Consider the following 13179-nt stretch of genomic DNA (forward strand, 5'->3'; position numbering starts at 1 on the left):
CTTATGAACTCATAGATAGTTTTTATAATTTTAAGCGTGCAAAATCAATCTCCTTTTATAGTTTATAATGCCTCTGCTGGAAGTGGAAAAACCTTCACATTGGTTAAAGATTACCTCAAGATTTTATTTACATCTAAAAGTAAGTTAGCCTTTAGGCATATTTTAGCGCTTACTTTTACCAATAAAGCTGTTGGTGAGATGAAAGAAAGAATCATCAATATGCTAAAAGCCTTTTCTGAGGAAGAAATTCTTCAAAGTTCTAACAGTATGTTTGAGCACCTGGTCGAAGAACTTGATATGGAACCCAAAGCACTTCATCTCCGTTCTAAAGCAATATTACAAACCATTATACACAACTATGCTGCTTTTGACATTTCTACTATTGATAAATTTAATCATAAACTAATTAGAACTTTTGCCTACGATTTAAAACTCCCAGTGAACTTTGAAGTAGAGCTAGACACTTCAACTTTACTGAGCAAAGCCGTAGATCAACTTATTGATCAAGCTGGAAGTGATAATGAACTTACCAAAGTATTGGTCGACTTTGCTATTGAAAAAGCTGATGATGACCGAAGCTGGGATATTGCCTACGATTTTAATGCCATTGCAAGCCTTTTGGTTAACGAAAATGACCTTAGGTATTTAGAACAATTAAAAGACAAAACTTTAACCGATTTTAAAGCGCTTAAAACCAATTTACAAAAGCAGCAAAACGATGTCGAAAAGCAAATTGTAGCCTTAGCAAACAGCACCTTATCATCTATTGAAAACAACAATCTCGAAGCCACTGATTTTAGCAGACAAACCTTACCAAATCATTTTAAAAAAGCCGGTAATCTAGACTTTGAAAGACTTTACGATAACAAACTACAAGAAAATTTAGAGCAAAATACCTCCATTTACAATAAGAGTTTAGATGCTCATAAAGCAGCCACAATAGATCGTATATTACCTCAAATTGCAATCAATTACCTTGCCATAAAGCGATTGGTATTCGCCTCTAAATTTTTGAAAAATGCACTAAAAAATATCACGCCTTTATCGGTTTTGAGTGCCATTGCCAAAACGCTTCAGGAAATTAAAGATGATGATGATTTATTACTCATTTCCGAATTTAACTCAATCATCAATGCCGAAATTAAAGCACAACCGGCTCCTTTTATTTACGAACGTATTGGCGAAAAATTCAAGCATTATTTTATTGATGAATTTCAAGATACTTCGGCCTTACAATGGGAAAATTTAATTCCTTTGGTAAGCAATGCTATCGTTGGCGAAAATGAAAAAGGTGAAGTTGGAACAGCTATGATTGTAGGCGATGCCAAACAAGCAATTTATAGATGGCGTGGCGGACGTGCTGAACAGTTTATAGATTTATACGCTGACGGGAATCCGTTTCATGTCCAAAAAACGGTTAAAAATCTCCCGACTAATTTTAGAAGTTGTAAAACGATTATCGAATTTAATAATCAGTTTTTTGATCATGTGGCCGACTTTGTTTTTACAAACGAACAGCATCGAGACATTTATAAGAATGCTACGCAAAATATATGTTTAAACCAGGAAGGCTATGTTGAATTATCCTTTTTAGATACCAAAGATGAAGATAAAAATGAATTGCATTGCGAAGCCGTTTTAAAAACCATCCAAAAAGCACAAGATCACGGTTTTTCCCTTAAAGACATTTGTATCATTGTAAGGCGAAAAAAAGATGGGTTTACCATTGCCGAACAACTAAGTGATATGGGTATTCCTATTATTTCTTCGGAAAGCTTACTCATCAATAATTCTCGCGAAGTTCAGTTTATCAATAACCTAATAACTTTTAGCTTACAGCCTAAAAATGATGAAGTAAAAGCGCTGCTTCTAAGGTTTATTGCAGAAAAACTTCAATTGGATAATACCCATGAATTTTTCGATCACTTAATTCGGTTAGATGCCGCCGCCTTTTTTAAAACGTTAAATAGCTCTGGCTTTGATTTTGACTTTTATGAATTCGCTCAATTACCCATTTACGAAGCAGTTGAAAGTATCATAAGAGGATTCCATTTAAATGAAAAACCTAATGCTTATATTCAGTTTTATTTGGATGAAATTTTTGATTATTCACAACAGTATAATGCTAGTTTTTCAGGGTTTTTAGAGCATTGGGAACGTAAAAAAGACAAACTTACTATTGCATCTCCAACAGGTAAAGATGCGATTCAGATTATGACCATTCATAAATCTAAAGGTCTAGAATTTCCTGTTGTTATTTTTCCTTATGCCAATCAAGATATCTATTTCGATATTAATCCGAAGGTTTGGTTTCCGGTAGATGAACAATTGTTTAATGGCTTTTCACACCTCTATCTCAACATGAATAAAGATTTAGAGGCCTTTAATCCCATTGGCGAACAATTGTATAATGATTATCGCTCACAATTAGAATTGGATAGCCTTAATTTACTTTATGTGGTATTAACTCGAGCCGTAGAACAACTGTATATAATTTCAGATTATGATGTTGACCGTTCTCAAAATGAAAAAGTTACATGGTATTCTGGGTTATTTATCAATTATTTAAAATCTATTGGCGTCTGGAACAATACGCAATTAGAATACAGTTTTGGGCGTGCTGAAAAGCCTTCCGAAGCTCCCAAAGAACAGCTTGAAACCATTGAACAAAAAGAATTCATCTCTACAAAAAAAGAAACGCATAATCTCAACATTGTAACCAGTTCAGGATCACTTTGGGATACAGCTCAAGAACGCGCTATTGAACGCGGTAATTTGGTCCATGAAATTATGTCCTTTATCACCACTAAAGAGGATATTGATTTTGCATTAAATCATCTCTTGGATCTCGGACTCATAAATGCAGAACAGTTGGAAGATTTAAAACCGACAATTCATACTATTGTAACGCACCAACAATTACAACACCTTTTTGATGGCCAACTCACCGTTTATAATGAAAAAGATATTATTTCTAAAGACGGTCAATTACTACGCCCAGATAGAATAGTCATTAATACCGAAAACCAAGCCACCATTATAGACTACAAAACAGGTTTAGAAAACTCAAAACACAAGGAACAACTTTATGACTATCAAGACCTGCTCGAAGACATGGGGTTTACAGTCATAAAAAAAATCCTTATCTATATAAATGATGTTATTACTATAAAAGAATTTTAAATTTGTAAAAAATTAAAACCACCATGTACGGAAAAATAAAAGAACACTTACAACGTGAAATTACAACTATAAAAAACGACGGTCTTTTTAAAGAAGAACGCATTATTACCTCGCCTCAAGGTGCAGAAATTACGCTGAGCACAGGTGAAACTGTTTTAAATTTTTGTGCTAATAATTACCTGGGATTATCCTCTCATCCCGAAGTGATTCAGGCGGCTAAAGATGCTATGGATACGCATGGCTTCGGAATGTCATCGGTACGTTTTATCTGTGGTACTCAAGATATTCACAAAGAACTCGAACAGAAGATTGCCGATTTCTACGGCACTGAAGACACCATACTTTATGCTGCTGCTTTTGATGCCAATGGTGGTGTTTTTGAACCTTTATTAGGCAAAGAAGACGCTATTATATCCGATTCGTTAAATCACGCTTCAATTATTGATGGCGTAAGACTCTGTAAGGCAGCTCGCTACCGTTATGAAAATAATAACATGCAGGATTTAGAACAGCAACTTATTGCCGCCAATGAAAATGGTGCTAGGTTCAAGATTATTGTGACCGATGGTGTGTTTTCTATGGATGGCTTGGTAGCACCTTTAGATGATATCTGTGATTTAGCCGATAAGTATGATGCTTTAGTCATGATTGATGAATGCCATGCCACTGGTTTTATTGGAAAAACAGGACGCGGAACCTTAGAAGAAAAAGGCGTTTTAGGGCGTATTGACATTATCACAGGAACCTTAGGAAAAGCTATGGGTGGCGCTATGGGCGGTTATACAACAGCTAAAAAAGAAGTGATAGAAATTCTTCGCCAACGTTCAAGACCTTACTTATTCTCAAACTCGTTAGCACCTGCAATTGTTGGTGCTTCTATCAAGGTTTTTGATATGTTAGCGAATAATACTGCTTTAAGAGATACTTTAGAAAGCAACACTAATTACTTCAAAAAAGGGATGAAAGCTGCTGGTTTTGACATCATTGACGGTGACTCAGCCATCGTTCCTGTGATGCTTTACGATGCAAAATTATCGCAAACCATGGCAAAAATGCTTCTAAATGAAGGTATATACGTTATAGGCTTCTTTTTCCCAGTAGTCCCAAGAGAAAAGGCAAGAATACGTGTGCAACTCTCGGCTGCCCACACTACGGCTCACTTAGACAAAGCTATTGCTGCTTTTATAAAGGTTGGAAAAACATTAGAGATTATTTAAAATCAGTCCAAACTCCCTATTTTTAATAGGAATATGCAATATTTTTATATATTTGTCTTTGTTAATAAAATTTAACAACTTACTTTTGCCTTTAATTAACACTTAAAATTAAAATTATTTAGAATATGAAAAATCTTAGCAGATTATTGTTCGCTTTAGTGCTAGTAGTAAGCTTCAATGCTAATGCACAAGACGAGAACAACCCATGGAAAATTGGAATCGGTGTAAATGCTGTTGACCTTTACCCAGTTGGAGAAGAAGCGCCATTAGGTGACTACTTTGATGAATTTTTTAATGCCAATGATCATTACAATTTCATACCTATGTTATCTAGAATAACAGTTTCAAGGTATTTAAGTGATGGCTTTACATTTACGGCTGCAGGTGCATTCAACCAAATAGAAAAGGTTGGTGATTCAAGAGCTGATGATTTATCTTACTACTCTGCTGATGGTACAGTTTCTTACAGCTTTGGAAACATTATCAATTCTTCTACTATCGATCCTTATTTAGGTGTTGGTGGTGGTTACACTTGGATTGATGAAATCGGAGCTGGTACTTTAAACGGTACTTTAGGTTTTGATGTATGGTTCAATGATAATCTTGGGTTCAACGTTCAAACATCTTACAAACATGCTTTTGAAGATTACTTACCAAAGCACTGGCAACATTCTGTAGGATTAAACATCAAATTTGGTGGAAAAGACACTGATGGTGATGGTATCTACGATAAAGATGATGCTTGTCCAGATGTTCCTGGTTTAGAAGCATTCAACGGTTGTCCAGATTCTGATAACGATGGTATTGAAGATTCTAAAGATGATTGTCCTAACGAAGCTGGTTTAGCTGAGTTTAACGGTTGTCCTGATTCTGATAGCGATGGTGTTGCTGATAAAGATGATGACTGTCCTACAGTTGCAGGTTTAAAAGCTTTAAACGGTTGTCCTGATGCTGATGGTGATGGTGTTGCTGATAAAGATGATCAATGTCCTAACGAAAAAGGTCCTTCTGCTAATAACGGATGCCCTTGGCCTGATACTGATGGTGACGGTGTGTTAGACAAAGATGACCAATGTCCTAACGAAGCTGGAACTGTTGCTAACAACGGTTGTCCTGAAGTTAAGCCAACTGAAGAAGTAATGAAGCAATTAAACGAATATGCTAGAACTATCTTATTTGATACAGGTAAAGCATCATTCAAGCAAGAATCTATGGAAGTATTAGCTGCAATGACAGCAATCTTTAAAGAATACCCACAAGCGGATTTCTCTATCGATGGTCATACTGACAGCGTAGGTTCTAAATCTACAAACCAATTATTATCTGAAAGAAGAGCAAATGCAGTTAGAGATTACTTAATCGCTAACGGAATTAGCGCTGAAAGATTAACAGCTAATGGCTTTGGTGAAGATTACCCAATCGCTTCTAATAAAACTAGAAACGGTAGAAAAAACAACAGACGTGTAGAAGTAAAACTTAAGTAATAAGTTTAACTCAAACATAAATAAAAAAAACGCTCCGAAATTCGGAGCGTTTTTTATTTTTATAGAATGAGAACATTCATCGACGACGTCATTATTGATTTAATTAATAAAGAGTATAATATCTCTCAATTGACGTTTGTTTTGCCGAGTAAACGTGCCGGAACTTTTTTAAAGCACGCCATATCAAAACATGTTAAATCAACCTTATTTGCTCCCGAAATTGTTTCTATTGAATCATTTGTAGAAACCTTATCAGACTTTCAATATGCCACTAATGCCGAACTGTTATTTGAGTTTTATGACGTTTATATAAAACAGACGCCTAAAGATCAAATAGAACCTTTTGACAAGTTCTCCAAATGGGCGCAATTGCTGCTTCAGGATTTTAATGAAATAGATCGTTATCTTATTCCGCAGGATCAAGTTTTCGACTATTTAAGTGCTATTAAAGAAATTGAACACCAACATTGGTCTCTTGATGAAGAGCCAACACCTTATATAAAAAACTATTTACTGTTCTGGAATCGTTTAAAATTCTATTATTATGAATTTCAAAAACAACTCACGTCCAAGAAAAAAGGCTATCAAGGTTTAGTATACAGAGAGGCTGTAAATAACCTAGAACAGTTTATTTCCGTACATTCTAATACCACTTACGTTTTTGTTGGTTTTAACGCCTTAAACAGAGCCGAAGAACTCATCATTCAGGAATTATTACAACAAGAACTAGCACTCATTTACTGGGATATTGATACAAGCTTCATCACCAATCCTGTACATGATGCTGGTCTTTTTACACGCCATCATAAAACCCATTGGAAATACTTTGATAAACATGAGTTTAATTGGGCAACTAACCACTATTCCGAAGAAAAAGAAATCCATTGTATTGGAGCACCTAAAAATATCAGTCAGGTAAAATATGTTGGTGAACTCTTAGAAACCATTTATAATAAAAAACAAAACCTCCAAAATACAGCGGTCGTATTAGGTGACGAAAGCTTATTATTACCATTACTCAATTCGATTCCAAAATCTATAAACGCCATAAACATTACTATGGGATTGCCTTTAAGGGTCATTCCTTTAGCATCACTTTTTGAAACCTTATTTTATATTCATAAATCCGCTAGCCAAAACTTGTATTATAAAGATGTGATAAATGTGTTATCAAACCCGTTTATAAATTCACTCTTAAATCAAGACGCTGAGGAAATTATTAAATACATACGCACAAACAACAAAACCTATCTTGGGCTGGAACATTTAAAACAATTAACGCCTCAGCACAAAGACATTATTGACCTTCTTTTTGGTTCTTGGGCAGATACACCCAACATTGCTATTAAAAATTGTTCTAAACTTATTCTTAAGCTCAAATCTGATTTAGATACAGACAAACAAAATAATGTATTGCCTTTAGAGTATTTATATCGTTTTAATCAGGTTTTTAATAGTCTGGAAAGCTTAAACCAATCCTTTACTCATATTACTAGTATTTCAACGCTGTTTAGCCTTTACAGAGAATTAATTAAAATAGAAACCTTAGATTTTAAAGGAGAACCACTACAAGGTTTGCAAATTATGGGGATGCTAGAATCTCGTGTTTTAGATTTTGAAACTGTGATTATAACGTCGGTAAACGAAGGCATTTTACCCACCGGAAAAACCAACAGTTCATTTATTCCTTTTGATGTTAAAATCGAAAACAAGCTTCCAACATACAAAGAAAAAGATGCCGTTTATACCTATCATTTTTACCATTTATTACAACGTGCTAAAACAGCTTATATACTTTATAATACCGAACCAGATGTACTCAATGGTGGGGAAAAAAGCAGATTTATCACACAATTAGAAATTGAAGGCATACACAATATCAAATCGTATGTGCTTTCATCTGAAGTCCCTTCAATAGAGCGCAGTTTACAATCTATAAAAAAATCACCTGAAATTCTCCAAGCCCTTGATCGGGTTGCAGAGAAGGGGTTTTCACCTTCATCCTTAACGAATTATATAAGAAATCCTATCGACTTTTATTATGAAAAAATACTCGGAATTCATCAATACGAAGATGTCGAAGAAAATGTCGCTTTTAATACCTTAGGGACAATTATACATAATACTTTGGAAGATTTTTATGAGCCCTTAGAAGGCGAAAATCTTACAACTGAACACCTAAAAGCCATGGCATCTCAGATTGATACTGTGGTTGCCCATCATTTTAAAGAAGAGTTTAAAGAAGGAGATATTAGTAGTGGAAAAAACCTCATCATCTTTGAAATTGCCAAACGGTATATAGCTAATTTTTTAAATCTTGAAATTGAAGATCTCAAACAAGGAAATACCATTAAAATTATAGCGATAGAGACTAAAAACAAGGTCGCTATAAATCTAGATAATATTTCAAAGACAGTATTTCTAACAGGTAAAGTTGATCGTGTCGATGCGTACAACGGAACCTTAAGAATTATAGATTACAAGACAGGAAGGGTCGAACCTGGTAAAGTTCAAGTTACCAATTGGGAAGATATCACGACCGATTATGACAAATACAGTAAAAGCTTTCAACTTTTAATGTATGCTTATATGATGTATAAAAGTGATGTAATTTCTTTGCCTGTTGAAGCGGGAATAATATCTTTTAAAAGTTTGAATTCTGGAGTATTAAAATTTGCTAAAAAGATACCTCAAAGCAAATCTAAAGATTACACCATTACTTCTGAAACATTAGATGCTTTTGAGGTGGAACTCAAATCATTAATTTCAGAGCTTTATAATCCTGACATAGATTTTATTGAAAAAGAAATATAGTGAAAACAAAAAACCAAGTAGTATATCGAGACCATAAAAAGCCCATTGTTTGGGATGCGTTTTTTAAATCTAGCGGCATCCAAAAACCTATTGTAGTATTCTGCCATGGCTATAAGGGTTTTAAAGATTGGGGAGCCTGGGACTTGGTAGCTGAAACCTTTAGCAAACATGATGTGTTCTTTATCAAATTTAACTTTTCACATAATGGAGGAACGGTCGACAATCCTATTGACTTTCCAGATTTAGAGGCTTTTGCTGAAAATAACTATTCAAAAGAACTTGATGATTTAGATGACTTTCTAAACTTTATCACTTCTGAAGCATTTGAATTTAAACAAGAGATAGATACGAACAATATAACGCTAATCGGACACTCCAGATGTGGCGGAATAGCGATATTAAAAACATCTGAAGACCAGCGCATTACAAAATTAATCACTTGGGCGAGTGTTAGTAGCTTTGGAAAACGAACCTCAACGACAGGGGATTTAAAACAATGGAAAAAAGAGGGCGTCAAGTACGTTTTAAACGGAAGAACAAAACAATACATGCCGCATAACTATCAATTCTATGAAGATTTTAAAGCCAATGAACAACGTTTGAATATAGAAGCAGCGATTAAACGCATTACAACTCCAGTGCTTATCATTCATGCAAAAGGGGATCCTTCGGTATCTTTTAACGAAGCTGAAATTTTAAAAGCCTGTAATACTAACCATAAACTTTTTCCGATAGAAGGTTCAAATCACGTCTTTGATACTAGACATCCGTGGACACAAGATAAACTGCCAGAAGCCTTACAACTCGTGGTTGAAGAAAGTATCAAGTTTATTAAAAATTAAGCAATTTTAAGCTTCGGTTGTACTTGACAAGCTTCCATCTTTTTAAATAACAAGTCTTTATTGATAGGCTTGGTCATGTAATCATTCATACCTAAAGCCATGACTTTTTGCTGAGTTTCTTCCGTAGCATCAGCAGTAACAGCTATGATTGGTATCTCACTAATAGTATGACCTAATTGTCCGCTTCTAATAATTTTTGTGGCTTCATAGCCATCCATTACAGGCATTTGAAGATCCATTAATACCACATCAAAAACATCATTTTTTAATGCTTCTAATGCTTCCTGACCATTGTTAACTACAAAAAAGCTCATTTGAGAATTGGTCGACAACAACTTTTTTATCACCATTTGATTCATCTTATTGTCTTCAACCACTAAAACATGTTGCTTTAGTTTTGCGTGTTGACGAGATTGTACTTTAGGTGCTTCAACGTCTTCTATATACTGTAATGGTAATTCAATAAATACATTGGTTCCTTGTTCTAATTTACTTTCGATTTGAATGGAACCCTCAAATAATTCAACTAAATGTTTAACGATTGTTAATCCCAGACCAATCCCTCCAAATTGACGCTTATGATTTAAACGCATTTGATTAAAACTATCAAAAACGTTCTTTTTACTGTTGTCGTCCATACCAATTCCTGTGTCAGCTATTTGAATTGAAAAACGAGAGATATGATTGGGTTGGGGAGAGCATTTTAGTTTAAACTTAATCTGTCCTTTTTCAGTAAACTTTACAGCATTACTCAACACATTATTTATAATCTGTATGAAGCGCTCAGCATCTCCAATGATCGTCGTAGGAATTTCATAATCGATATCAAACTTATAGCTTATACCTTTTTTCTCTGCTTCGGATTTCCAGTTATTACTAATTTGATTGACTAGTAAGGACGGATTAAAGGCTTCGCTTTTAAGTTTGAGCTCATTCTTTTCTATCTTTTCAAAGTCTAAAATATCATTAACATTGCTCAACAAACTTAATGACGCATTTTTAATAACTTGGTATTGCTCTCTGTCTTCTAAAGTATGTTTTGGGCTTTTTAGTTCTAATTCGGCAATACCCATAATTGCATTAATTGGCGTACGTAATTCATGACTTATATTAGACATAAAGTAGGTTTTCAGCTCACTTATTTCTTCAGATTTTTGAAGCGCTTCTTCTTGTGAATGTTCTTTTTCTTCTCGCAATCTTCTCAATAAATTGGTCATTGATAAGGATAAGAAAATGACCTCAAAACCAGAACCAAATTTAGCACTGTTCAAGGTGTAGAAATTATTAGGAATTAAACTTAAGTTATTCATCACAAAACCTAATAAACCCAGAACTAAGAAAAATATTCCAACAGAAAAATAAGGGTCAATAGACATACGTTTAATACGCATTTTAAATACTGTTACCAATATTAAAATTAAGCTGAACAAACCATTAACATTACTTATTGGGTAAACTAGTTCTAATGTTTTCGGACTTATAAATACCATCACAAATAGAACGGCTAAAACGCCATAAATAAGATTATAAGCCTTTTTAAATGATGCCAGTTGCGTATCTACTTTTAAGAAATACTCACAATATTTTAAAAGAAAAAAGTTAGATGATAATGCTGTAATCAAAACAGCTCTACTATTTAAAAACCCACCTTCTGGTAATATGTATTGAAAAATAAAACCATCTAGTGCTGCCTGCATTAATCCAATAGAAAACACATAAATACCATAGTATAAAAAGGTTTTTTCTCTGAGGCTTGAATAAAAGAATAAGTAAATGATACTAGCCAAAAAGAGTAGTCCATAAAACAATCCTAAAAACAATTGTTGTTTATAATTCATCATCCAAAAAGACGATTCGTCATAAAGGTTTAAAGGCATGTTAATAGTTTCTCCATCACTTTTAAAATGCAAATAATACTCTTGTATCGCATTGGGTTGCAGCGTAATTTTAAAAACGGTAAGTCTGTGTGCTACTTGGCGTTCAGAAAAAGCAACTTGATCACCACTTTTAAATACTTCAACTTCAGATTCTGAAACTTGATACAAATTTGCAATATCTGTGATTGGTCTTGCCGTCTCTAAATAATACGTTTCTTGTTCATCAGACGTATTTTCGAGTTGAAATCGAACCCAGAAATTATCAGATGTAAATCCGACACTTTGGTTTTCAGAATTAAAAGGGTGAAAAACTTTAGAGGAGTCGTTTACTACAGTTAACACATCAAAATCTTGAGTTTTGACATTTGTAAATTCGGCGTACTCGTAAAGTTGTCCTTTACTTTTTTGCGGATTGAATGGTAAGTCTTGAGCATAAACGCTAAGACCTATAAAATAGGTAAGTAGTAGTGTTAGTTTCATGTTTGGGGCATTTAACTGTGAACAACATACGAGAAAAAAATTAATAATGATTTTATTTAAAGCTAAAAATCGATAAATCACCTATTTATAGGGTGTAATTCACTTTGTTACAGTAAAAAACACAATAATTACAGCTTAATATCTATAAAAGCAGTCGCCTTAAGAATACAAAAACCAAGCTGAAACACGCTTGTTTTTATAGTATAAGTCCGTTTCATGCTAATATTGAATAGTTTTTAACACGTTTTAGCTCAATTTCATCCCAATGTTTAATGCTTTATTTGATAGAAATTCTTGGCACCAAAGTCTTTAATTAGTTTTGATTTTAATTCTCTTATAGCTGAGATCTCAAATTGTTGATACATGTTTTTATTTTGTAAAATAGCATCCAAGAAATCAAGAATAGTTTCTGGGTGACCATCAAAATATATGACTTGATTGAAGTCTATTTTTTTGGTTGCACTCAAGTCCATTAACCAATCAAAAAGGATTTGATTGTGCTTATAAAATAATGTCTTTAGTGATTTTTTCATGATATGTTCGACTGTAACTGTATCATTATCAACACAAATAAAAAACTTATTGTAAACATTCCAAAAATCAATCAATTTTGTTCTGTAAGTGCTATCCTTCTTAGTAAGTTTTAGGAATTGTAATAATTCATTTTCAATACTCGTATCTAAAGTGTTATTAAATGCATCATTATCTACTAAAGAGCATAATCGATTAGACAAATCAAGGACATCTACATAAAAGTCTATTCGTTTATAATCTTCTTCATTTATATACTGTTTTAAATACTTTTCGTTGTTCTTGGCGTTAATCCATTTAATAGCTTCAGTGTTCTTTTTTTTAGCACTACTAGCATACCATTTATACGCTCGTAATTTTGAACCAAATTCTTCTAAATTTTCGTAATATTTACCTAATTGGAGTTGTGCTTTATCGTGACCCTGTTTGGCGCTTTTAGTTATATAATACTCATAACTATCTTCCACCCATTCTTTATAAAATTGATTGTCTAAAGAATCTAATTCTCGTACTGGGTCTAAGGCATGCTGCTTTTGATAATACATTTTAAGACTCTTTGAGTTTGAATTAGGCTCCAAGCTTAAACTGGTATTATAGAATACCATTCCTATTTGATACTGCGCAGAGACATCTCCAGAATCGGCCTTTTGAATCAACACATCAACATTTTGACTGCTGATATCACCTAAAGAAAATAGAACGGTTAAAACGAATACTATTTGAGTATGATGCATGGAATTTTATTTTGGAG

The 13179-nt window shown here is 33.7% G+C and carries 7 protein-coding genes; 5 read left to right on the plus strand and 2 right to left on the minus strand.

The genetic code is table 11. From position 1 onward, the window contains the following. The first annotated feature begins 36 nt into the window (after positions 1-36). From N4270_RS17180 to N4270_RS05410, 5 genes are all read left to right on the plus strand, one after another. Positions 37-3183, plus strand: a complete 3147-nt coding sequence (locus N4270_RS17180) for a UvrD-helicase domain-containing protein (protein ID WP_260095912.1) — start codon at positions 37-39, stop codon at positions 3181-3183. A gap of 23 nt (positions 3184-3206) precedes the next feature. Continuing rightward, entirely contained in the window at positions 3207-4400 is a 1194-nt protein-coding gene (kbl, locus tag N4270_RS05395) for a glycine C-acetyltransferase (RefSeq protein WP_260095913.1), read from the plus strand. A gap of 125 nt (positions 4401-4525) precedes the next feature. Beyond that, a complete protein-coding gene (locus tag N4270_RS05400; RefSeq protein WP_260095914.1) occupies positions 4526-5884 on the plus strand; it encodes an OmpA family protein in 1359 nt (452 codons plus the stop codon). Positions 5885-5950: 66 nt separating this feature from the next. Further along, positions 5951-8698: a PD-(D/E)XK nuclease family protein gene (locus N4270_RS05405; protein ID WP_260095915.1), complete on the plus strand. Its 2748-nt coding sequence runs from the start codon at positions 5951-5953 to the stop codon at positions 8696-8698. Further along, complete coding sequence (locus N4270_RS05410; RefSeq protein WP_260095916.1) at positions 8698-9540, plus strand: S9 family peptidase; 843 nt, start codon at positions 8698-8700, stop codon at positions 9538-9540. The genes N4270_RS05405 and N4270_RS05410 overlap by 1 nt, the downstream gene beginning before the upstream one ends. On the opposite strand, the gene N4270_RS05415 is transcribed toward N4270_RS05410, so the two are convergent. Next, positions 9537-11897 (minus strand): hybrid sensor histidine kinase/response regulator, encoded by a 2361-nt coding sequence (locus N4270_RS05415; protein ID WP_260095917.1) that lies wholly within the window; start codon positions 11895-11897, stop codon positions 9537-9539. The genes N4270_RS05410 and N4270_RS05415 overlap by 4 nt on opposite strands. Before the next feature lie 269 nt (positions 11898-12166). After that, entirely contained in the window at positions 12167-13162 is a 996-nt protein-coding gene (locus tag N4270_RS05420; protein WP_260095918.1) for a hypothetical protein, read from the minus strand. Positions 13163-13179 lie beyond the last annotated feature (17 nt).

The sequence above is a fragment of the Psychroserpens sp. SPM9 genome, assembly GCF_025153525.1.
Classification (GTDB): Bacteria; Bacteroidota; Bacteroidia; order Flavobacteriales; family Flavobacteriaceae; genus Psychroserpens.

What these genes read in the sequence shown, in the direction of transcription:
- kbl (WP_260095913.1), top strand. Translation starts at nt 3,207, where the DNA reads ATGTACGGAAAAATAAAAGAACACTTACAACGTGAAATTACAACTATA.
- N4270_RS05400 (WP_260095914.1), top strand. Translation starts at nt 4,526, where the DNA reads ATGAAAAATCTTAGCAGATTATTGTTCGCTTTAGTGCTAGTAGTAAGC.
- N4270_RS05405 (WP_260095915.1), top strand. Translation starts at nt 5,951, where the DNA reads ATGAGAACATTCATCGACGACGTCATTATTGATTTAATTAATAAAGAG.
- N4270_RS05415 (WP_260095917.1), bottom strand. Translation starts at nt 11,897, where the DNA reads ATGAAACTAACACTACTACTTACCTATTTTATAGGTCTTAGCGTTTAT.
- N4270_RS05420 (WP_260095918.1), bottom strand. Translation starts at nt 13,162, where the DNA reads ATGCATCATACTCAAATAGTATTCGTTTTAACCGTTCTATTTTCTTTA.